We start from the raw sequence: 21,581 nt of genomic DNA on the forward strand, positions 1-21,581 counted from the left end.
AACCTTTCGAGCGTCTTAAGACGCAATTGCAAGTAACATGCCCTTATAGGGCGATAGAAATACCACCAGCTTAGCTGATGGATTTTTATTGTTATATAAATTAACCAAAGAATATAACCGTTTACTTAAATTGTAAAAACAAGAGAATTTCAAAGAAATTTAAAGAAAAATAGTATAAATTTTATTATAATGAGTATATACTACTTAACTTGACATAATTTTAATTTTACTATACAATAATAACAAATACTGGTTTATCATATTCCATCATTAACAGTGAAGGGAATATGACACCTACTACGCTTTCATATTTTAAATTAAGCTAGGAGGTGTTAGTGTGCAACTAATCATAATGATATTAATAGATATAGTTGTACTGTTTATATTAGGAATAGTACTTTATAAAACAATTCAAACAACGTCAAAGGAAAAGGTAGAATCTCTAGAAAAGGAAGCTGAAAACCTTGTAAACGAAGCTAAAAGAGAAGCTGATACCATCAAAAAGGAATCAATACTTGAAGCTAAGGAAGAGGTTCATAGATTAAGAAATGATTTAGAGAAAGATTCTCGTGAGAGAAGAAATGAAATCCAAAGACTTGAAAGAAGAGTGTTACAAAGAGAAGAAACTCTTGATAAAAAGAGTGATTTTTTAGAAAAGAAAGAAGAAACAATCAATGGAAGAATGCAAGAAATAGATCAGTTAGAGGTTGAAGCTAAAGACCTTCATAATAGAAGAAGGGAAGAGCTTGAGAGGGTAGCTAACCTATCTAGTGATGAAGCAAGAAAAATTCTTTTAGACGAAATCAAGAAAGAAATTTCTCATGACGCAGCTGTTATGATAAAGGATATTGAGAGTAGGGCTAAAGAAGAAGCGGATAAGAAAGCTAGAGAAATAGTTACAACTGCAATTCAACGTTGTGCAGCAGATCACGTTTCAGAGACAACAGTTCATGTTGTTGCATTACCAAACGATGAAATGAAGGGTAGAATAATAGGTAGAGAAGGTAGAAACATTAGAACATTAGAAACATTAACAGGTGTAGATTTAATAATTGATGATACACCAGAAGCAGTAATTTTATCTAGTTTTGATCCAATAAGAAGAGAAGTTGCTAGGTTAGCGCTTGAAAAACTTATTGTAGATGGAAGAATTCATCCAGCTAGAATAGAAGAAATGGTTGACAAAGCTCGTATTGATGTCGAAAATGACATTAAGGAAGAAGGAGAGCAAGCAACATTAGAAACTTCTGTTCATGGATTACATCCAGAACTAATTAGGTTACTTGGTAGATTAAAGTATAGAACTAGCTATGGGCAAAATGTGCTTAAACATTCTATAGAAGTTTCATACTTAGCTGGGTTAATGGCTTCTGAATTAGGTTTAGATGTAACTCTAGCTAGAAGAGCAGGTTTATTACATGATATAGGTAAAGCTGTAGATCAAGAGCAAGAAGGACCACATGCATTAATAGGTGGAGACTTAGCTAAGAAATATGGTGAATCACCTTCAGTAGTAAATGCTATCGCAGCCCATCATGGGGATGTTGAGATGCAATCTTTAGAAGCGATTTTAGTTCAAGCAGCTGATGCTATATCAGCAGCAAGACCTGGTGCGAGAAGAGAAACATTAGAGGCATATATAAAAAGATTAGAGAAGTTAGAAGAAATTGCTAACTCATACGAAGGTGTAGAAAAGTCATATGCCATTCAAGCTGGTAGAGAGATAAGAATTATGGTTAAACCAGATCAAATTGATGATACGAAGGCAGTTGAACTAGCACGTGATATTGTCAAAAGTGTCGAAGAACAATTAGAATATCCAGGACAAATAAAAATCAGTGTTATTAGAGAAACTAGAGCAGTTGATTTTGCTAAATAATTATAAAAATACATTTTGTTTTACAAAATGTATTTTTTTTTATAAAATGTATTTTTTTTTTATAATAAAAAAGGATTTAGTAAAAATATGTAGAATATTAATAAGTATACCAAAACTATGGTATACAATATGTAAACGATTAGTGACTACTAGGAGGAAACGAAGAAAGATGGAAGTATTAAAGGTATCAACAAAATCAAACCCTAATTCAGTAGCTGGGGCAATAGCTGCTATAATAAAAGAAAAAAATGGAGTAGAAATTCAAGCTATAGGTGCAGGGGCTATAAATCAAGCTGTAAAGTCAATAGCTATAGCAAGAGGATTTGTAGCACCAAGTGGTAAAGATATAATTTGTATACCGGCTTTTACAGATATACAAATTGATGGAGAAGAAAGAACTGCAATTAAACTAATTGTTCAATCAAGATAATACATGAAATAAAGGGTATTCTTTTATTTTTTTATAACTTTTATAATTGGATAAATAATCATGAGAACGGTTGAAATTTATTATAAAAACGTTTATAATGTAATGGTTAATACAATTTGTTAACAACAAAATTGAGTAAAGAGGTGTTTATGCATGGTATCTAAAGAGGTTTTAGTTAAAAATGCAACTGGTTTACACGCTAGACCAGCTACTTTATTAGTTAAAAAGGCTTCATCATTTAAATCAGATGTAAGCTTAGAGTTCAATGGAAAAAAAGCTAACGTAAAGAGCTTAATAGGAGTTCTTTCATTAGCAGTAACAGCTAACTCAACAGTAACTGTTATAGCTTCAGGAGATGACGAAGCTTTAGCAGTAGAAGAGATAGCATCATTAATCGAAAATTTAGAAGATTAATAAAATTAAAGGTTCCTTTTGGAACCTTTTTTTTATTTTAAATAGGAAATTGCTAAAAAGTTATTATATTTAATAATTAGGGAATATTAAAATAGATATAAGTATTACAAAATCATTTGAAATTATATGAAAAAGGGTAAAAATATGATATAATACGAATTATATTAATAAATAAAAAAAATATATTCGTATATGGAGGGAAAAGATGAAAAATTTATATAGTACACCTTTAAATTCAAGATATGCTTCAAAAGAAATGAGTTTTATATTTTCTGATGACATGAAATTTACTACTTGGAGGAAACTTTGGGTTGCATTAGCAGAAGGTGAAAAGGAATTAGGATTAAATATTACAGATGATCAAATAAATGAATTGAAATCAAATATAAATAATATAAATTATGATGAAGCTATAAAAAGAGAAAAAGAGGTAAGACATGATGTTATGAGCCATGTTTATGCATATGGATTACAATGTCCAAATGCAAAAGGTATAATTCATTTAGGAGCAACAAGTTGCTATGTTGGAGATAATACAGATATAATTATAATGAGAGATGCGCTTAAATTGGTAAGAAAAAAACTTGTAACAGTATTACATAGATTAAGCAAATTCGCAATTAAGTATAAAGATATGCCAACACTAGGATTTACGCATTTTCAGCCAGCTCAATTAACTACTGTAGGGAAAAGAGCTACTTTATGGATGCAAGATTTAGTTTTAGATATTGAAAATATAGATTTTGTAATAAGTACATTAAAACTTAGAGGTGTTAAAGGTACTACTGGAACTCAAGCTAGTTTTATGAATTTATTTGAAGGAAATGAAAGCAAAGTAAAAGAATTAGACAATATAGTTGCAAACAAGATGGGCTTTTCTAAAAGTTATGGTGTAACTGGTCAAACATATCCAAGAAAGTTAGATTCAATTGTTTTAAACACATTATCAGAAATAGCACAAAGTTGCTATAAGTTTAGTAATGATTTAAGATTACTTCAAAGTATGAAAGAAATTGAAGAACCATTTGAGAAAAATCAAATAGGATCATCAGCAATGGCTTATAAAAGAAACCCTATGAGAAGTGAAAGGATGGGTGCATTAGCAAGATACGTTATTGTAGATGCCTTAAATCCGGCTATAACAGCTTCTACACAATGGTTTGAAAGAACATTAGATGATTCTGCAAATAAGAGAATTTCGATTGCAGAAGGGTTCCTAGCGTTAGATGGAGTATTAAACTTATATATTAACATAGCGGAAAATATGGTAGTGTATGACAAAGTAATTAAGGCACATGTATTAAATGAACTACCTTTTATGGCAACTGAGAATATAATGATGGAAGCCGTAAAAAGAGGTAAAGATAGACAGGAACTACATGAGAAAATAAGAATTCATTCAATGGCTGCAGCTAATAGAGTCAAGGGTGAAGGGTTAGATAATGATCTTATAAAAAGGATAATTGAAGATAAATCATTTGGATTAACTGAGGACGAGATATTAAGCATTATTGATCCAAATAAATTTGTTGGAAGAGCACCAGGCCAAGTAACTGAGTTTATAAGTGAGTATGTAGACCCAATTATCGAAACTGATAAAGATGCTGTGGATGTTAAAAGTGAAATAAACGTATAGAGAAAATAGAGGTACATAATTATTATGTACCTCTATTTTACTATAACGTCTATTTATGCTATAATAAATCGGTTTAAACAAAAGATTTAAAGGAGAAAAAAATGAATAAAAAAGCAAAAATTATTTCTACAATCCTTATATATATCGTAATGATGATTGTTGCAACAACAGAAGGATTAATAAATATGTTCGGAGTAAGTATTAGGCAAAGTTTTAATATAAATGATACTACTTTTTCACTTATGTTTACATTTGGATCTATTGGATACTTGCTATGCAACTATATAGGGGGATATTTAAGTGAAAAAATAGGGCAAAAGAAACTTGTATTAATAGGGCTTATAGGTGTTATATTAATGAATTTAGTCCAATGGAAAGCACCTAGTTTTTTGATGTTTGGTATAAGTTTTGCAATGATACAAGGATTTTTAGGATTGATATCTATAGCGATTAACACAGTAATACCTATTTTGTGGCTTACGGGACAGGCTATTGCTATGAATTTAACTCATTTTTCATATGGAGTAGGATTGTCTGCTTCACAAAAAATATCTGGGATGCTTCTTAGTGACAATGTAAGTTGGAGATACATATATCTTGGTGCTGCGATATTAACATTAATAATATTTGTAGTATTTTTCTTTGTTAAGCTACCGTATAACAAAGAATTAAGTAAAATAGAAAAGGTATCATTAGGTGAAGTTTTAAAAGAAAAAACAACATGGTTTTTAGTAATTGGATTGGGATTTTACATAATGGCAGAACAAGGCACAGGACGTTGGTTACCTACATATATTGAAACAAATTATGGGTATTTAAATAAATCTCAAATTGCCTCTTATGTTTCTATATTTTTCTTGCTATTAACGTTAGGAAGATTAATTGGAGGGTTTATAGTTCAAAAATTTGGTGACTTGAAAAGCGTAAGAGTATTCTCTTTTTTAGGGTCTGTAACTTTTATATCTGGGCTTTTATTGGGAGAAAAAGGATTATATGCGATATCTATTTCTGGATTTTTCTTTTCAATAATATTTCCAACAAGTGTTGTAATTGCAAGTAATAGTTTTAAGAAATATAAGGCGTATTCAACAGGGGTAGTAATAACATTTGCAAGTTTAGTAAATACATTTTTAAATTTATTAGTAGGGGTATTATCTGATAAATTCGGAATATCTACTGCAATTTTTGTAATGCCAATTTCAATATTTATAACATTTTGTTTTCTTTCTATGATGAAGAGATATAAAAAAAGCTAGACAATTTTGTCTAGCTATATTTCTTTATAAGAGAAATAGGAAAATTATTATAATATTAATAAAATAGAGAGTATTATTTAAAAAATATTTATTACAATTAAAGAGATAAGGATAAGAAAGGGAGATGTAAAGTTGAGCAAAAATATAATGATATTAAGTAATTCAGAAGGTGCAGGTAAGTCGTTCTTTTCAACTATAATCTGCAGGTATTTAACTATAAATAATAAGAAAGTATCACCATTTAAGCTTTTAAATATCACTAAAAAGGTAGAAATTATAAATAATATTGAAGTTATAAGTAAAGCACAAGCACTTCAAGCGGAGGCATCAGACATTCAAGTAACAACAAAAGTAAATCCAGCTCTAGTAAATTTATCAAAGGACGAAAAAAAACTATATATAGATGGTAAATTTTATAGAGATATAGAATATAACTTATTAAAAGAATGTACAAATGAATTTGAAGAATTATTTAATGATATCTTTAAAGATTTAGAATCAGAATATGATTATGTAGTATTAGAAGGTGAAGGAGCATGTAAAAACATGCAAAATAAACCATGGGACTTTTTAAATTTCGATATGGCAAAAAAAACAAATTCAGATGTTATTTTTGTAGTTGATTGTTCTAAAGAAGATGCTTTTCCTTCTTTATATGGAACTTTAAAATTGTTAGAGAAGGATGAATTGAAAACTATAAAAGGTATATTTTTAAATAAATATTCAGAAAGTGAAGAATCATCTAATATATTTATAAATAAGCTTAGTGAAGAGTTTGAAATAGAGATTATAGGTAAAATACCAGAAATGAATTATGATATTGAAAAACAGAAAGTTGTTAATGAAAGATTTTATTTCGACAAAAAAACAATACTTGAGGTTGGGATAATAAACTTTCCAGGGATAAGTAAAAAAGCAGACTTTTATCCCTTAGAAGAAGAAGACAATATAAAACTTAACTATATTAATAAAAAAGAGGAGCTTTTAGATAAAGATATAATTATTATTCCAGGGTCTAAAAATACATTAAGTGATTTGGAATATATAAAAGATAAAGGTATTTTAGATGAGATAATAAGACAGAAAAATAATGGTAAATTTATTTTCGGAATTGGATCAGGATTTCAAATGCTTGGAAAATCAATAAACGATATATATGGTTTAGAAGGTGAAAAGGGAGAAGTTGTAGAGGGTATAAATTTACTTCCGATTGATACAGTTTTCACCTTAAATAAAAAAACAGTTGTTACTAAAGGACAAATTGTAAATTCCATTGATTTATATAATGAGTTATTAGGCAAAAAAGTTTATGGATATGAATTGATTAATGGTGAATACAAAATAAGTGAATCTGCCATTCCTTTTATTATAGATGGTTATAATAATATAATTGGAATAATGGATGAAGAGGGTTATGTAGTAGGTACTTATCTTCATGGTTTGTTTGAAAGTGATGAATTTAGGAAAACATTTTTAGAAATACTAAAAAATAGATTTGATGTAATATCAAAAAATCAAACTATAGAAAATAAATTTTATTCAAAATATAAAAAAAATAAATTTGATTTATTGCTTAATGATTTTTTACTTAATGTAGATGTTAATAAATTAAATTTTATTTTGAATTTAAAGTTATAAAAATGAAGTATGATATTATCAGAAGAAAAACAAATTATATAAAATTAAAAGTTATAAATAAGAGAGTTATAATAACAGCACCTATAGGAATGCCGAACGAATTAATAGAAAAATATTTTGAAAAATATAAAGAAAAGTTAGAAAAGGAAATGGATAATTTTAAAATTTCATATCTTTTAGATAAAGAAACTATAAAGGAAATAGTATACTTAGGTAAAAAATATATTTTAAAATTAGAAAAATCTATAAATAAAATAGAAATAAGAGAGGGGTTTATATTAATACCAGAATCTAATAGTAATATAAATATATTGCTATTAGATTGGTATAAAGAAAAAGCGGGAGATATATTATTAGAATTGTGTGAAAAATGGGAAAAAATATTAAATATTAATTCTAAAAAAATAAGATTTAAATTAATGAAAACAAGATGGGGAAGTTGCAACTACAATAAAAAGTATATAAATTTAAACATTGAGTTACTGACAAAAAGTATTGAATTTATCGATTATGTTATTTTACATGAATATGCACATCTTTTTCATCCGAACCATTCTAAAGAATTTTATAACTTTATAAAAATATACAAACCAAACTATGAAACAATAATAAAAACTCAGAGATAAATCTCTGAGTTTTTATTTTATACAGTATATATCCAACCTTTAGGGGCAGGTATGTCACCAAATTGGATTCCAATTAATGTATCATATAATTTTTTAGTAATTGGTCCTACATCTTTTGTGCTATGAAAAACATGTAAATTACCATTATATTCAATACCACCAATTGGAGTAATAACAGCTGCCGTACCACAAGCTCCAGCTTCTATAAATTTATCTAAATCTGAAATATGAACATCACCTTCTATAACTTTCATATCAAAATAATCTCTAGCTATTTCTAAAAGTGAGTATTTTGTTATACTAGGTAAAATAGAAGGAGAAAGAGGAGTTATAAATTCATTATTAGCAGTTATTCCAAAGAAGTTAGCAGAACCAACCTCTTCAATCTTAGTATGAGTAGCAGGGTCTAAAAATATAGCATCTGCATATCCTTTTTCTTTAGCTTTTTTCTGAGCGATTAAGCTACCTGCATAATTTCCACCAACCTTGGCTGCTCCAGTACCTTTAGGTGCGGCTCTATCGTAATCAGAAATCATAAAGTTAAAAGGTTTCATCCCACCTTTAAAATAAGGACCAACTGGTATACAAAATACAGAAAAAATAAATTTATTTGCTGGCTTTAATCCTATATTATCCCCAACGCCTATTAAGAAAGGTCTTAGATATAAAGTTGCTCCCGTACCATAAGGTGGAACAAATCTCTCATTTGCTTTAACAACTTGCTTGCACGCATCTATGAATTTTTCTATTGGAACCTCTGGCATTAACAATCTATTAGCACTATTATTTAGTCTTTTAGCATTTTCATCTGGTCTAAATAGTTGTATTTCACCTGATTTTGTTCTGTAGGCTTTTAATCCTTCAAAACACTGTTGACCGTAATGCAATGCAGGAGATCCTTCTTCGATGCATAATGTATTATCTTTAATAAGTACACCGTTATCCCATTCTCCATTTTCCCAAACTGATATGTATCTTAAATCAGTTTTAATATAATCGAAACCTAAATTGGTCCAGTCTATAGTTAAATTTTCCATAAGAATCACTCGAAAGTGATGCCCCCTCTCTATTGTTTAATTATTACATATATTATAATACATAGGATTTAAATAATAAAGAAAAAGATACCTTGTTAAGGTATCTTTATTTAATCATATGTACATCCATTTGTTGATAAGGCATAGAAATGTTATTTTCATCAAATTTAAGTTTAACTTCTTCTAATAAATAGAAATATACAGTCCAATAATCTTCAGTATTTGTCCAGACTCTAAGTACAAAATCCAAAGAACTTGCAGCGTGTTTTGATAATGCTATAAATGGTTCTTGATCTTTAAGAACGTGTTCGCTTTTTAGTGCGATTTCATTTAATAATGATTTTACAAGCAAAATATCTTCATTGTAGCCTACAGAAATGGTTAAATCCACTCTTCGCGTAGGTTTTGAAGAATAATTAATAACTGTTCCATTTGATAATTTACCATTTGGTATAGTAATTTCTTTATTATCTACAGTTATTATGTGGGTATAGAATATCGTTATTTTTTCTACTACACCTTGATATTTTTCACACTCAATATAATCTGTTACTTTAAAAGGTCTTAATATTAGTATTATTACACCACCTGCAAAATTTCCAAGACTGCCTTGCAATGCTAGTCCTACAGCAAGTCCAGCAGAAGCTAGTAAAGCAGCTATTCCACTAGTTGCTATACCAACATAGTCCATAACAACTACAACAAGCAGAAATTTAAGCCCTATATCTGCAAAAGCGTGACAAAATGAAATTAAAGTTTCATCAAAATTTTTACTTAAAAGAAATTTATTTAGAGACGATAAAGTCTTATTTATTAATTTCCAAAAAATAAAAATTGCAATAACACCAATTAAAAGCTTTATTCCGCTAGTTTTAATCCAATGTAAACAAAAATCTATTAGTTTATTAATATCCATAATTTCCTCCTTTGATTTAATAATAAATATTATCATATAAATGATAGGGGCATGTCTATCTATTAAATATTAATAAAATGTGAAAGTGATTAAAAATATAGATGTTTATTTAAATAAAAACATTAATTTTACATGATTAAATAAAAGAACTAAAAATATATAAAAATATGTATATATTAGTATATAAAGTATGGACTAATTTAATTAAATGTATATAGATAATTGACAAAAAAACAATAAATCTATAAAATAAAAAATAACTTTATTGGTATAATATGGAGGTAAATATGAAGGGTATTTTAACGGTAATAGGTAGAGATGAGATTGGGATAATAGCATGTATAAGCAATACGTTAAGTAAATTGAATATTAATATTTTAGATGTAAATCAAACTATTATGAATAGTCATTTTACTATGTTCATGGTTGTAGATTTAATAAGGTCTGATTTTTCTTTTGATGAAATCAAAAATGAGTTAACTAATTTAGGTCAAAAGATGAATTTAGACATAAAAATACAGCGAGAAGAAATATTTGAATCAATGCACAATATTTAGGGGGTATTTATGAATACAGGAAACATAATTGAAACACTAAAAATGATAGAAGAAGAAAATCTTGATATAAGAACTATAACTATGGGAATATCATTACTAGATTGTATAGATTCTGATTCAGATAAAGCTTGTGAAAAAATTTATAATAAGATTTTTTTAAAAGCGAAAAACTTAGTTAAGGTAGGAAGTGATATTGAAAATGAGTTTGGAATACCTGTTATTAATAAAAGAGTTTCAGTAACACCAATTTCTATAGTTGCTTCAGCGTGTGAAGATAAAGATTATCTAAAATATGCGATTACTTTAGATAAGGTTGCTAAGGACTTAGATATTGATTTTATAGGAGGATTTACAGCGCAAATTCAAAAAGGATATACAAAGGGCGATGAAATATTAATTAAAACTATTCCTTTAGCATTAAGTCAAACGAAAAAGGTATGTGCATCAATTAATGTAGCATCATCAAGGACTGGGTTAAATATGGATGCAGTGAAACAGATGGGGAGTATTATAAAAGAGACTGCAAAATTAACTAAATCTCAAAATGGACTAGGGTGTGCAAAACTTGTTGTTTTCTCAAATGCTGTTGAAGATAATCCTTTTATGGCTGGAGCATTTCATGGAGTTGGGGAAGAGGATGTTGTAATTAATATTGGAGTATCAGGACCAGGAGTAGTTCAAAGGGCTCTTAAAAGCGTCAAAGGAGAAAGTTTTGATGTTTTATATGAAACAATAAAGAAAACTGCATTTAAAATTACAAGAATGGGTCAATTAGTAGGAAATGAGGCCTCGAAGAGGCTTGGAGTAAAATTTGGAATAGTGGATTTATCTTTAGCACCAACTCCAATAATAGGTGATTCTGTAGCGCATATACTTGAGGAAATGGGATTAGAGAGCGTTGGTACGCATGGAACAACTGCAGCTTTAGCACTTCTTAATGATGCGGTTAAAAAAGGTGGTGTGATGGCATGTACACATGTAGGAGGGTTAAGTGGAGCGTTTATACCTGTTTCGGAGGATTCTGGAATGATAGATGCAGTTATTAATGGAGCTATAAACATAGATAAACTTGAGGCTATGACAGCTGTATGTTCAGTAGGATTGGATATGATTGCGATACCTGGTGATACACCATCAGAAACTATTTCTGCAATGATAGCAGATGAGGCTGCAATTGGAATGATAAATAATAAAACAACAGCTGTAAGAATAATACCTGTTCCTGGGGGAGATGTTGGTGATATAGTTGAATTTGGTGGACTTTTAGGAAGGGCACCTATAATGAAGGTTAACAAATATTCATCAAAAGAATTTATTGATAGGGGAGGAAGAATTCCTGCGCCAATTCACTCATTTAAAAATTAAAATTATATGTGATATAATAATACAAAAGATTACATATTAAGGAGTAAAAGATATGAAAAAATTAATTTCATGGAATGTAAATGGATTACGAGCTTGTGTAAATAAGGGGTTTATGGAGTTTTTTAATGAAATAGAAGCGGACTTTTTTTGTTTACAGGAAATAAAACTTCAAGATGGTCAAATAGACCTAGAATTAAAAGATTATTATTGTTATTGGAATTATGCTCAAAAAAAAGGTTATTCCGGCACAGCAATATTTTCTAAAATCAAACCTATATCTGTTAAATTAGGGTTAGGTATAGAAGAACATGATAATGAAGGTAGAGTAATTACATTAGAATTTGAAGATTTCTTCTTAGTTAACGTATATACACCAAACTCAAAAGATAAGCTTGCAAGGCTCGATTATAGAATGATTTGGGAAGATGTATTTAGAGGATACTTAGAGGGGCTTAAAGAAAAAAAGTCAGTTATTTTATGTGGGGATTTAAACGTCGCACATGAAGAAATAGATTTAAAAAACCCAAAAACTAATAGAAAAAATGCTGGATTTAGCGATGAAGAGAGAGGTAAAATGACAGAACTTCTTAATAGCGGATTTGTAGATAGTTTTAGATATTTATATCCTGATTTATCTGGTGCCTATTCATGGTGGTCATATAGATTTAATGCTAGAAAAAATAATGCTGGATGGAGAATAGACTATTTCATAGTATCTAGTAATTTAAAAGATAACATAATAGACTCGCTTATTTATAAGGATGTTATGGGATCTGATCATTGTCCAGTTGGATTAATAATAAAATAGAGGTCATTTGACCTCTATTTTATTATTAAATTAATTTTTTCGTTATTAGTAATGCAAAAAATTTCTATTTGATTGTAAATGTCTAAGAAATCTTCATTGTTCTCTAAAAAGATAGTTGCTTCTTCTTCTAAAAATTCTAATAGAGCATTAAGTTTTTCGGCTTTTATTAGGTTTATCTTATTTTCAACATCTGGTGAAAAGGTATATGTATCTTCATGTATCCCGTATTTTATTTCGTTATTCTTATTTTCCACTATTGTTTTAAAGATATTAAATATTTCTAATTGAGTAAGCATAAGACCGTTCCTTCCATTTCTATGTGACTTAATAATATCAGATTTTTATTATAAAGTATAACTATATATGAAATAAATTAATTAAGTTTATAGTTAATTAAAAAAACATATAAAAATAAAGGGATTTAGCAATCTTTTATCGAATATTGTATAATTGAATAGTAGTTTAATTTATGGAGGGGAAATAATGGGTAAAAATCAAAAGTGTTCTGTAATAATAAAAGATGATTTTAATAATGTATTAATAATAGCAAAGGGAAAGAAAAATGATCCTATTAAGTGGCAACTTATAGGTAGAGAAAGCAAGGGTAAAGAAACAAAAGAAAAATGTATTAATAATTGCGTTAAAGAGGTATTAAATACGTTACTGTTTGATTTAGAAGAGATAGATGAATTTCTAATAGATGATCAAAGTGTGTATTTATTTAAAGGGAAGTTAAAAGAATACATAAACTTAGGGAAAAATGTAAAGGAAATTGAATGGGTAAATGAAGAGTCTATTGGAAATTACGATTTTTTAAATGGCGAGAAAGAATTATTAATTGAATATTTTAAATTATAAGAGCTAGAATTTTCTAGCTTTTTTTATGATAAAATTATAGTAGAAAAACATAAAGATGGTGATGAAATGATAAAGATAAGATTGGATAAAAATTATTTAGGTGAACCTATTTTTAGATTAGCACTAGATAAATGTGACGAAGATAACAGATTATTAAAAAGGGCGGTTTTAGAGTCCAAAAAGAATAAAGGAATATATAATTACATTATTCCTATGAAATACTTCTTACCTATATTCAGCAATTTAAAGAAAGAAAGAATTAAGTTAGATACAAGAAGTTATACAGAATTCTTTGAATTTGCAGATGAATTGGAAGAAAGGTTCTTTTACACTACACAAATAAATCCTAAATATATGAGAATTTGGAGAAAAGAAAGTTGCCCTAATATATTTAAAATCGAAATAGATAAAAATAGTATGGAAATATCTAAAAGAATAGCGTTTAAGAAAATAAATATAAATAAGCAATGATTACTTAATCATTGCTTATTTATATTTAGATTTTATTTAATAATAAGGCTTTACTATCTTGTGAATGTCCAACCTCATTCGTATAAGATAGTGGGATATCATATTTGATGGCTATTTCATAGAAAACATCCAGTAAATAGTGATATTCATTCTTCTGAGAAATTTCTGTAAATTGACCTAATAAAATTCCTTTACAAGACTTAAAAAAATCCAGCTGCTCATACTGAGCTAAGTATGACCTTATCTGTTTTATATCTCCACTACAAGATTCAAAAAAGACAATAGATCCTGAGGGATCAAGAAATAAATTTGTACCTGCTAATTTTAAAATACAACGAATGTTTCCACCTATTAATTTAGATTTTCCAAGTTTTTTATAATAATTTGTATAACTCAGTAAATCTGAGTTTTTAGCATTACACATGAATGTTTTATAAAAGTTGTCCTTAGAAATTTTTTTATTATAGAGTAAAGTTTTTATATTATAATACACTGTCTTTTTGTTATACTTTAGAAATATAGATATGATTACAGAAAGATCGCTATAACCAGCATAAAATCCAGAATAATTTTTTAGTGAATCTATATTTATATAGGGGATAATTTCATTTGCTAAATCTCCGCCTGAAATATCGAATATACCACAAACTTCGTTATTATTTAAAAAAGAATTAAACTCAGTGGCTCTGTCTTTAATGTTTTTAGACTCATTTTCACCATAAATGTACTTTGAAATAATAACATTTAATTCTAAACTTTCTAACTGATCCTTTATATAATCAACTTTGTTTGAAAAGTTAATATTTAGTTGGTTTGACAATGCAATTATTAAAATTGATTCTTTTTTATTTAATAACATTTTAGTCACCTCTAAAAAATTATATCATTCTTTTTTACTATAAGTTGAATTAATGATAAAATTATAATAATAAAATGATTAGGAGTATGATATGAATTTATTAACATTAGAAAAAATAAATAAACAATATAGTGAAAAAATCTTATTAAACGATATATCATTAGGGGTAGATAGCGCAGATAAAATTGGTTTGATAGGAATAAATGGAACAGGAAAGTCATCGTTATTGAAAATTATTGCAGGTAGAGATGAATTTTTTGAAGGGAGTGTAACTAAAGGTAAAAATATCAGAATTGAGTATTTAGAGCAAAATAGTACATATGAGGGCGATAAAACCGTAATAGAGCAAGTATTTAATGCAGAAATTAAAGAAATGAAATTACTTAAAGAATATGAAATGATGATAAACGCTAATTTGAAATCTAAGAGTAGTCAATCAAAATTATTATCTCTTCAAAGCGAAATAGATAATTTAAGACTATGGGATCTAGAAAGTGAAGCGAAAATAATTTTAAATAAATTAGGAATCTATGAATATGATAAAAAAATGAATGAATTATCCGGCGGACAAGTTAAGAGAGTATTTTTGGCACAAACCCTTATTACACCAAGCGATATACTAATTTTAGATGAACCTACAAACCATCTAGATTCTGATACGATTAGTTGGCTTGAAGAATATTTAAGTAATTATAAGGGTGCCATCATAATGATAACTCACGATAGATATTTTTTAGATAGAGTTACTAATAGAATTTTAGAGTTAGATAGAGGAAATTTATATTCATATCAAGGAAATTACTCATATTTTCTTGAAAAAAAAGTGGAGCGAATAGAAAATGAAAAAAATCAAGAAATCAAAAGACAATCACTTATAAGAAATGAATTGAAATGGATAAGAAGAGGGGCTAAAGCTAGAACTACAAAGCAGAAGGCAAGAATACAAAGATTCGACGAATTAATAAATAAAGAATTTGTGGATACTGCTAATGATATAAAATTAGATGTTATTGATCCGAGACTTGGTAAGAAAATCATAGAATTAAGAGAAATAAGTAAGTCTTATAATGAAAAAAAATTGTTTGAGAAATTCTCTTATATTTTCACAAGAGGAGATAGAATAGGCATTATAGGAAAGAATGGATATGGAAAAACAACCTTGTTAAAAATAATAGAAGGTTCGGAGTCAGTTGATTCGGGTGAAATTTCTATTGGGGATACTGTTAAAATAGGTTCCTTTACGCAAAGCGGTGCTGAATTAAATGGTGAAATGAGAGTAATTGATTTTGTCAAAGAAGGTGGAGAATACATTCCATTATCTGATGGCGGTAAAATTAGTGCATCTACTTTATGTGAAAGATTTTTATTTGATGGGCAATTGCAATATACCTATATAAACAATTTATCTGGGGGAGAGAAGAGGAGATTACAACTTTTAAGGGTTTTAATGAGTAATCCTAATGTCCTTATTTTAGATGAACCTACTAATGATTTAGATATTGAAACTCTAAAAATATTGGAAGATTTTTTAGATTCATTTAGGGGTATTCTATTAACAGTGTCTCATGACAGGTATTTTTTAGATAGGGTATGCAATAAGATTTTCAGTTTTGAAGGTAATCAAAAAATAGAAATATACAATGGTAATTATAGTGATATAAAGGATAAAATTATATTACAATCAAATGAGAATGTAAAATCTGAAAATACTAGATTAGTAAAAGAGATTAAATATAGTACTAAATTAAAAGAGGAACCTAAATTTTCATATAATGAAAAAAGAGAATATGATAATATTGAAGATGATATTATGAATTTAGAAAATATGTTAGAAGATATAGATAAAGAGATAGAAGAGCATTACTCAGATTATTCATTTTTACAAGAACTTACTGAAAAAAAGAATAATATTGAGGAAAAATTATTGGTTAAATATGAACGATTCGAATATCTAACAAACAAATCAAAAGAAATTGAAGAATTTAAAAGAATTAAAAAATAAAAGCTAATAAATTTGGAAAAATATGAAAAATACTTTATAATAATATTATAAAGTATTTTTTAAGGGGTAAATTTATGGGTAAAAATATGTTGGACGTTAAAAATTCTTCAAATACATTTATTAAATATGATCGTGAGTATATAAGTAATTATAAAAGTATACTTAGTTCGATAAAAAATTCTCAAAAGGTTATAATGGAAACAACTATAGACCAAATTCCTATTCTCATTAATTTAGCTAAAAGAAATTCAACTAAAGATTCAATTTTAAAGAGCAAAGAGATGCTATATGAGTTACAAAGAAACTTTAATGAGGAGGGGATAGAGAATTTTATCCAAAAATCAATTTCACTAATTGCAATGCTTGAAACTTCAAATATTGTATATGGAGATCTTGTTAACATAATAGAGATAAGAAGATATTTATCGTTTAAAAGTAGTAGATTAGTGGTAATTAGAATGGAGAAGTTGTTCGATCAATTTAAAGCTACAAAATACGATTGCAAGAGCAAACTGAAATTTATAGTATCTCAACTAGAACTATGCATAACTGTTTTAGAATACTGTTTTGATATTTGTCACGAAAATATAGAAGCCTTAAATAATATAGTTGTTATTTTAGAGTTTGAATTAAAAAATAAGATAAAAATAGGATTAGACAAATTCAAAGTAGAATTGCTTGATAATTTTATTGGTAATACTATAAAAAAAATAAATGACATCAAGAAAATAGATTTTAAGAACTCAAATGACATTAATATCCCAAGTAATGAAAGTCAAAATAATAAGGGTATAGATGCAATAGAGGAAACGATAATAAAAGATATAGTAATTTCTAACACAAGCGATCAATCTGAATCCATAACAAATAAATTTCTAGAACTTTCGAATGGTATACTAGAAAATACAGCTAATAATATAAATGGTGATTTTATAAAAATCTCATTTAGAAAATGTAATTCATTTATTTCTACTATTGAGACTATGAATCAAATATATGGGATTATAATAGATAAAGACATAATAACTTATAATATTTCAACTAAACTTACTACTTTAATTGAATCTAATTACAAAACTATATTAAGCAGTCTAGAAAAAATAAAAGAAAAAGATGAAAATGATTATATTATTTTTTATTCAGAAATAGAAAAATATAGGAAAATGTTAAATGAAGCATTTAATATGAATAATAAAAATATTTATGCGTTGAAATTATCACTAGAAATTGATATACTAATTTGTAATAATTCAGATAAAATAAAACTAGATGAATTTGAATTAGAAAGAAGAAAATCTAGATTAAAAGAGCAGTCTAAAATAGTCCAAGAAAAATTCAGAGATTTTACATGGGAAAATAAAAAGAAAAAAAATAAAAAGAGAAGTTTTTGGGATAAATTTTTAAATAGATAGGAAAGTGATTCTAATGAAAATAAGAGTTTCTTTGAAAGGAACCAGAGAAATTAAGGAATATAACGGAGATAGAATAGATATTCTTGATTTTAATATGAATGGGGAATTGTATAAACAAATAAGGATATTCAAGAATGGATTTTCTAAATCTGAATATATAAAAAATGATATAATAAATTGGATTAAAGAAACACGTTAGTGTTTCTTTTTTTATTAAGTGCTATTTGGGGTCAACTCGAACGTATGTTCTAAGACTTTAAAAATAGCACTTAATAACCAAATTATAAAGATAAAATTTAGATAAACTTGAAATTTATAAGAAAATTGATGTTTTAATCTTTAAATTATTTCAAATTGCATCCTCTTTAAAGTTAAGTTGTCGGAACTTGTGTTCGCACGTTTAGACGTAATAGAAAATTTGAAAATTATTATTACGTAGAAAAGTATAATTAAAAGTTATTATAAATCTTAAACCTTCATATAACTGAAATTCAAATTATCAAAAAGATATATAAAAATAGAAAGATAATCGATTATATGATATAATTAGTTATAATTATTTCGCTAAATAACCATTTAGCGAAATAAAAGGTATTTTAAAGGAGGTTTTTCGATTATGATTTATGACTTTTCGGAATTAAGAAAAAATGATGATTTACCTAAGCTAGTTATAGATTTTTTAAATTATCTTGAAACTATTAAAGGGAAATCCGAAAATACTATAGCAGCTTATAGAGTTGATCTGGTTATGTTTTTCAGATTTTTAAAATTATATAGAAACTCTGTTAAAGATAATTCTGTTGATTTCTCAGAAATTGAGATATCTGATGTAAATGATGATTTTATAAAAGAGATAAAGTTATCTGAATTATATGCTTTTATGAGTTTTTTAGAAAAATTTAGGAAAAATAGTTCATACGCAAGAGCTAGAAAAGTCGCTACATTAAAATCTTTTTTTAAATTTCTTCAAAACAAAGCAAAAGTTATTGATGAGAATCCAACTTTAGAATTGGAATCACCTAAAATAAATAAGCGTCACCCTATTTACTTAGACTTGAATGAAAGTATTCAACTTTTGAATTCGTTAGATAAAAGCAATAAAAATTATAAGAGAGATTATTGCATTATTACCTTCTTTTTAAATTGTGGCATGAGATTATCTGAACTTTGTGGTATTAGATTAGATAAGATTTCAGGAGATATATTAACTATAATAGGAAAAGGTAATAAAGAAAGGACTGTTTATTTAAATGAAGCATGTTTAAAGGCGTTAGAAGAATATCTAAAGGTTAGAGACTCTTCTAAGTGTACTTTAGAAAATAAGAACTATTTATTTATTTCTAACAGGGGTACACCTATTAATAAAAGAACTGTAGAAATAATGGTAAAAAAAGCTACCAAAAATGCGGGACTTAAAGATGAAAAATATACTCCTCATAAACTAAGGCATACAGCTGCAACGTTAATGTATAAATATGGTGAAGTTGATATAAGATCATTACAAAGTATTTTAGGTCATGAAAATATATCAACAACACAAATTTACACTCATGTAGATGATGAAACTTTAAGAGCTGCAGTTAAATCAAATCCTTTAGCAAAAATAAAATAAAAGAAGTTAATTCTTTTATTTTATTTTTGCTCCAAGTATATCAGTTAAAAGATTAGTTATTTCTTGATTTTTTCCATTATATATGAATAATAACTTTCCACTTCTAAATATTTGAGGAGGATTATTTGTATCTATTTTCCCTCCATCTGCTAAATAACTATTGTTTGATATTTTATCTACCTCTTTATCTAAAGATTCTTTATCTGGATATTCGAAAATTATTATTTCTTCATTATTTATCTTAAGTTTATCTAATTTCCCATTGAAATTATAGTTCTTATCAGTAGATTCTTTTAAATTTTCTACATTATACCCCTTATCCTCTACTTTTTTTATGAAATCGTCTAGTTTTAAATTTAGCATTTCATCACTAAAATCATTTTTAATGTTTTCTGTTGTATTTTTGATATCATCTGTAGCTCTTTCAGTTGCATTCTCAACCTTGTTTTTTGTATCATCAACCATTTCTTTTGCTCCACATCCTGCAAACCCAAGAATAGTTGCAGTGGCTATTAGAGTTATTATTAATTTATTTTTCATACTATCACTCTCCTTTTTCATTCAATAATAGTATTACTTATTTACAGATTAATATTCAAAAAGAACAGAGAATAATTATTCTCTGTTCTTTTTAATAATGCGTCGTACTCCTGGAAAAATTTCTTCTGTTAATTCTTCCAAATCTCCATTTTCTTCATTTATATTGTAGTCATCTAAGTACTCTATTTTATCAAAAGCATCTACATATTCATCATTTTTATCGTCATCTAGAGCTTGGTTTGAAACATTTAGTGATGAATAAGCTTCTTTTAAAGCTTTTTTTATATCTTCTTCATCTAAAGATGGATCGATATTTTGAGCCTTGAAAATCATATCTTTCCACTCTTCTTCAAGAATTTTATTTTCCTCAATATCTTTTGCTATATCTTCGATTTTTATAGCACGAATGTCTATTCCTAAGTCTTCTAAACATTTTCCGCAATTATCACAAATTTTATTTTCATAGATATCGCAATAATCGTCTTCGTTAAATTTTCTATTCATTTTATCACCTCTTGAATAATAAAACTAATTATACCAAAAAAAAATACATATATCAAACTATAAGAACATATGTGCTAAGAACATTAGTTTGATATATAAAAATACGTATGCTATAATACTATTATTAGAATGTGAGGTGCAATATATGCTAGATGGAAATGATAAGCAAAGCCAAATATACGAATTTCTTAAAGTTTATACTGAAAATAAGGGCTATCCACCATCAGTTAGAGAAATATGCGAAGCTGTATCTTTAAAGTCAACTTCTACGGTACACGGGCATTTAAAAAGACTAGAGAAAAAAGGATTGATAAAAAGAGATCCTACAAAGCCTAGAGCATTAGAAATTGTTGAATTATCGCAAGGTAAAAAAGAAATGATAAATATCCCTATAATAGGTCGTATAACAGCTGGTATGCCTGTATTAGCAACTGAAAATATAGAAGATACATTTAGTATTCCTTTAGACTATATTAAACATGACAATGAGTTATTTATGCTTAAAGTTTGGGGACATAGTATGATAAATGCTGGTGTTCATGACGGGGACTTAGCAATTATTGAAAGGGTTAATTCAGCCCAAAATGGTGATATAGTTGTTGCCTTAATTGATGAAGAAGCTACAATTAAAAGATTTTTTAAAGAAAAAGATCATATTAGATTACAGCCAGAGAATGATACAATGGAACCTATAATTATAACTGATTGTTCGGTTGTTGGTAAGTTAGTTGGAATTTATAGAGCATATTAAAATAGAGTTC

At 27.3% G+C, this 21,581-nt stretch carries 23 protein-coding genes; 17 read left to right on the forward strand and 6 right to left on the reverse strand.

Annotated features, from left to right (window positions below; all coding sequences use genetic code 11):
• Window positions 1–352: 352 nt before the first annotated feature.
• From rny to M4I33_RS12850, 7 genes are all read left to right on the forward strand, one after another.
• The gene (gene rny / locus M4I33_RS12820; RefSeq protein ID WP_374707714.1) at window positions 353–1,879 is read left to right on the forward strand and encodes a ribonuclease Y; all 1,527 of its coding nucleotides are present in this window, start codon (window positions 353–355) and stop codon (window positions 1,877–1,879) included.
• 169 nt (window positions 1,880–2,048) lie between these two features.
• Window positions 2,049–2,309 (forward strand): stage V sporulation protein S, encoded by a 261-nt coding sequence (locus M4I33_RS12825; protein ID WP_194190460.1) that lies wholly within the window; start codon window positions 2,049–2,051, stop codon window positions 2,307–2,309.
• A 153-nt stretch (window positions 2,310–2,462) separates the two neighbouring features.
• Window positions 2,463–2,723 carry an HPr family phosphocarrier protein gene (locus M4I33_RS12830; protein WP_194190459.1) on the forward strand — a complete coding sequence of 87 codons (261 nt, stop codon included), beginning with the start codon at window positions 2,463–2,465 and terminating at the stop codon, window positions 2,721–2,723.
• A gap of 205 nt (window positions 2,724–2,928) precedes the next feature.
• Window positions 2,929–4,359, forward strand: coding sequence for an adenylosuccinate lyase (purB, locus tag M4I33_RS12835; RefSeq protein WP_257917165.1), 1,431 nt, complete (start codon window positions 2,929–2,931; stop codon window positions 4,357–4,359).
• Window positions 4,360–4,460: 101 nt separating this feature from the next.
• On the forward strand, window positions 4,461–5,615 hold the full coding sequence (locus M4I33_RS12840; RefSeq protein ID WP_257917166.1) for a sugar MFS transporter: 1,155 nt from the start codon (window positions 4,461–4,463) through the stop codon (window positions 5,613–5,615).
• A gap of 132 nt (window positions 5,616–5,747) precedes the next feature.
• Window positions 5,748–7,253, forward strand: a complete 1,506-nt coding sequence (locus tag M4I33_RS12845; protein ID WP_257917167.1) for a cobyric acid synthase — start codon at window positions 5,748–5,750, stop codon at window positions 7,251–7,253.
• 2 nt (window positions 7,254–7,255) lie between these two features.
• A complete protein-coding gene (locus M4I33_RS12850) occupies window positions 7,256–7,879 on the forward strand; it encodes a M48 family metallopeptidase (protein WP_257917168.1) in 624 nt (207 codons plus the stop codon).
• A gap of 17 nt (window positions 7,880–7,896) precedes the next feature.
• Here the strand turns inward: M4I33_RS12850 and M4I33_RS12855 are convergent, their stop codons facing one another.
• Both M4I33_RS12855 and M4I33_RS12860 read right to left on the reverse strand, forming a co-directional pair.
• The gene (locus M4I33_RS12855; protein ID WP_257917169.1) at window positions 7,897–8,916 is read right to left on the reverse strand and encodes a branched-chain amino acid aminotransferase; all 1,020 of its coding nucleotides are present in this window, start codon (window positions 8,914–8,916) and stop codon (window positions 7,897–7,899) included.
• 106 nt (window positions 8,917–9,022) lie between these two features.
• On the reverse strand, window positions 9,023–9,832 hold the full coding sequence (locus M4I33_RS12860) for a mechanosensitive ion channel family protein (RefSeq protein WP_257917170.1): 810 nt from the start codon (window positions 9,830–9,832) through the stop codon (window positions 9,023–9,025).
• Between the two features lie 287 nt (window positions 9,833–10,119).
• Here M4I33_RS12860 and M4I33_RS12865 point away from each other — a divergent pair, with 287 nt between their 5' ends.
• Genes M4I33_RS12865 through M4I33_RS12875 form a run of 3 tightly spaced genes read left to right on the forward strand, consistent with a single transcriptional unit; the run spans window position 10,120 to window position 12,562 of the window.
• Window positions 10,120–10,389, forward strand: a complete 270-nt coding sequence (locus M4I33_RS12865; protein WP_257917171.1) for an ACT domain-containing protein — start codon at window positions 10,120–10,122, stop codon at window positions 10,387–10,389.
• A gap of 9 nt (window positions 10,390–10,398) precedes the next feature.
• The gene (locus M4I33_RS12870; RefSeq protein ID WP_257917172.1) at window positions 10,399–11,754 is read left to right on the forward strand and encodes a PFL family protein; all 1,356 of its coding nucleotides are present in this window, start codon (window positions 10,399–10,401) and stop codon (window positions 11,752–11,754) included.
• A gap of 52 nt (window positions 11,755–11,806) precedes the next feature.
• Entirely contained in the window at window positions 11,807–12,562 is a 756-nt protein-coding gene (locus M4I33_RS12875) for an exodeoxyribonuclease III (RefSeq protein ID WP_257917173.1), read from the forward strand.
• A 14-nt stretch (window positions 12,563–12,576) separates the two neighbouring features.
• On the opposite strand, the gene M4I33_RS12880 is transcribed toward M4I33_RS12875, so the two are convergent.
• The gene (locus tag M4I33_RS12880) at window positions 12,577–12,858 is read right to left on the reverse strand and encodes a hypothetical protein (RefSeq protein ID WP_257917174.1); all 282 of its coding nucleotides are present in this window, start codon (window positions 12,856–12,858) and stop codon (window positions 12,577–12,579) included.
• Between the two features lie 187 nt (window positions 12,859–13,045).
• On the opposite strand from M4I33_RS12880, the gene M4I33_RS12885 reads away from it, so the two are divergent.
• Both M4I33_RS12885 and M4I33_RS12890 read left to right on the forward strand, forming a co-directional pair.
• The gene (locus M4I33_RS12885; RefSeq protein ID WP_257917175.1) at window positions 13,046–13,420 is read left to right on the forward strand and encodes a hypothetical protein; all 375 of its coding nucleotides are present in this window, start codon (window positions 13,046–13,048) and stop codon (window positions 13,418–13,420) included.
• Window positions 13,421–13,486: 66 nt separating this feature from the next.
• Entirely contained in the window at window positions 13,487–13,891 is a 405-nt protein-coding gene (locus M4I33_RS12890) for a hypothetical protein (RefSeq protein ID WP_257917176.1), read from the forward strand.
• A 25-nt stretch (window positions 13,892–13,916) separates the two neighbouring features.
• Here M4I33_RS12890 and M4I33_RS12895 read toward each other — a convergent pair whose 3' ends face one another.
• Window positions 13,917–14,750: an LD-carboxypeptidase gene (locus M4I33_RS12895; RefSeq protein ID WP_257917177.1), complete on the reverse strand. Its 834-nt coding sequence runs from the start codon at window positions 14,748–14,750 to the stop codon at window positions 13,917–13,919.
• Between the two features lie 91 nt (window positions 14,751–14,841).
• On the opposite strand from M4I33_RS12895, the gene M4I33_RS12900 reads away from it, so the two are divergent.
• The 4 genes from M4I33_RS12900 to M4I33_RS12915 all read left to right on the forward strand — a co-directional run bounded on the left by M4I33_RS12900 (window position 14,842) and on the right by M4I33_RS12915 (window position 19,776).
• On the forward strand, window positions 14,842–16,752 hold the full coding sequence (locus M4I33_RS12900) for an ABC-F family ATP-binding cassette domain-containing protein (RefSeq protein WP_257917178.1): 1,911 nt from the start codon (window positions 14,842–14,844) through the stop codon (window positions 16,750–16,752).
• A 74-nt stretch (window positions 16,753–16,826) separates the two neighbouring features.
• Window positions 16,827–18,164: a hypothetical protein gene (locus M4I33_RS12905; protein ID WP_257917179.1), complete on the forward strand. Its 1,338-nt coding sequence runs from the start codon at window positions 16,827–16,829 to the stop codon at window positions 18,162–18,164.
• A 13-nt stretch (window positions 18,165–18,177) separates the two neighbouring features.
• Complete coding sequence (locus tag M4I33_RS12910; RefSeq protein ID WP_257917180.1) at window positions 18,178–18,363, forward strand: hypothetical protein; 186 nt, start codon at window positions 18,178–18,180, stop codon at window positions 18,361–18,363.
• A 417-nt stretch (window positions 18,364–18,780) separates the two neighbouring features.
• The gene (locus M4I33_RS12915) at window positions 18,781–19,776 is read left to right on the forward strand and encodes a tyrosine recombinase XerC (RefSeq protein ID WP_257917181.1); all 996 of its coding nucleotides are present in this window, start codon (window positions 18,781–18,783) and stop codon (window positions 19,774–19,776) included.
• A gap of 15 nt (window positions 19,777–19,791) precedes the next feature.
• On the opposite strand, the gene M4I33_RS12920 is transcribed toward M4I33_RS12915, so the two are convergent.
• Together M4I33_RS12920 and M4I33_RS12925 are read right to left on the reverse strand one after the other, a co-directional pair.
• Window positions 19,792–20,316: a hypothetical protein gene (locus tag M4I33_RS12920; RefSeq protein ID WP_257917182.1), complete on the reverse strand. Its 525-nt coding sequence runs from the start codon at window positions 20,314–20,316 to the stop codon at window positions 19,792–19,794.
• A gap of 75 nt (window positions 20,317–20,391) precedes the next feature.
• On the reverse strand, window positions 20,392–20,820 hold the full coding sequence (locus M4I33_RS12925; protein WP_257917183.1) for a hypothetical protein: 429 nt from the start codon (window positions 20,818–20,820) through the stop codon (window positions 20,392–20,394).
• Window positions 20,821–20,965: 145 nt separating this feature from the next.
• Here M4I33_RS12925 and lexA point away from each other — a divergent pair, with 145 nt between their 5' ends.
• Window positions 20,966–21,571 carry a transcriptional repressor LexA gene (gene lexA / locus M4I33_RS12930; RefSeq protein ID WP_257917184.1) on the forward strand — a complete coding sequence of 202 codons (606 nt, stop codon included), beginning with the start codon at window positions 20,966–20,968 and terminating at the stop codon, window positions 21,569–21,571.
• The last annotated feature ends 10 nt before the right edge of the window (window positions 21,572–21,581 follow it).

The organism is Clostridium sp. LY3-2 (assembly GCF_024705715.1).
In the GTDB taxonomy this organism is placed as follows: domain Bacteria; phylum Bacillota; class Clostridia; order Clostridiales; family Clostridiaceae; genus Clostridium.

Coding starts and splice junctions, on each gene's coding strand:
- M4I33_RS12925 (WP_257917183.1), bottom strand. CDS start 20,820: ATGAATAGAAAATTTAACGAAGACGATTATTGCGATATCTATGAAAAT.
- M4I33_RS12895 (WP_257917177.1), bottom strand. CDS start 14,750: ATGTTATTAAATAAAAAAGAATCAATTTTAATAATTGCATTGTCAAAC.
- M4I33_RS12905 (WP_257917179.1), top strand. CDS start 16,827: ATGGGTAAAAATATGTTGGACGTTAAAAATTCTTCAAATACATTTATT.
- M4I33_RS12890 (WP_257917176.1), top strand. CDS start 13,487: ATGATAAAGATAAGATTGGATAAAAATTATTTAGGTGAACCTATTTTT.
- rny (WP_374707714.1), top strand. CDS start 353: ATGATATTAATAGATATAGTTGTACTGTTTATATTAGGAATAGTACTT.
- M4I33_RS12860 (WP_257917170.1), bottom strand. CDS start 9,832: ATGGATATTAATAAACTAATAGATTTTTGTTTACATTGGATTAAAACT.
- M4I33_RS12915 (WP_257917181.1), top strand. CDS start 18,781: ATGATTTATGACTTTTCGGAATTAAGAAAAAATGATGATTTACCTAAG.
- M4I33_RS12870 (WP_257917172.1), top strand. CDS start 10,399: ATGAATACAGGAAACATAATTGAAACACTAAAAATGATAGAAGAAGAA.
- M4I33_RS12855 (WP_257917169.1), bottom strand. CDS start 8,916: ATGGAAAATTTAACTATAGACTGGACCAATTTAGGTTTCGATTATATT.
- M4I33_RS12875 (WP_257917173.1), top strand. CDS start 11,807: ATGAAAAAATTAATTTCATGGAATGTAAATGGATTACGAGCTTGTGTA.
- M4I33_RS12825 (WP_194190460.1), top strand. CDS start 2,049: ATGGAAGTATTAAAGGTATCAACAAAATCAAACCCTAATTCAGTAGCT.
- M4I33_RS12830 (WP_194190459.1), top strand. CDS start 2,463: ATGGTATCTAAAGAGGTTTTAGTTAAAAATGCAACTGGTTTACACGCT.
- M4I33_RS12910 (WP_257917180.1), top strand. CDS start 18,178: ATGAAAATAAGAGTTTCTTTGAAAGGAACCAGAGAAATTAAGGAATAT.
- M4I33_RS12885 (WP_257917175.1), top strand. CDS start 13,046: ATGGGTAAAAATCAAAAGTGTTCTGTAATAATAAAAGATGATTTTAAT.
- M4I33_RS12880 (WP_257917174.1), bottom strand. CDS start 12,858: ATGCTTACTCAATTAGAAATATTTAATATCTTTAAAACAATAGTGGAA.
- M4I33_RS12840 (WP_257917166.1), top strand. CDS start 4,461: ATGAATAAAAAAGCAAAAATTATTTCTACAATCCTTATATATATCGTA.
- lexA (WP_257917184.1), top strand. CDS start 20,966: ATGCTAGATGGAAATGATAAGCAAAGCCAAATATACGAATTTCTTAAA.
- M4I33_RS12850 (WP_257917168.1), top strand. CDS start 7,256: ATGAAGTATGATATTATCAGAAGAAAAACAAATTATATAAAATTAAAA.
- M4I33_RS12900 (WP_257917178.1), top strand. CDS start 14,842: ATGAATTTATTAACATTAGAAAAAATAAATAAACAATATAGTGAAAAA.
- M4I33_RS12865 (WP_257917171.1), top strand. CDS start 10,120: ATGAAGGGTATTTTAACGGTAATAGGTAGAGATGAGATTGGGATAATA.
- purB (WP_257917165.1), top strand. CDS start 2,929: ATGAAAAATTTATATAGTACACCTTTAAATTCAAGATATGCTTCAAAA.
- M4I33_RS12920 (WP_257917182.1), bottom strand. CDS start 20,316: ATGAAAAATAAATTAATAATAACTCTAATAGCCACTGCAACTATTCTT.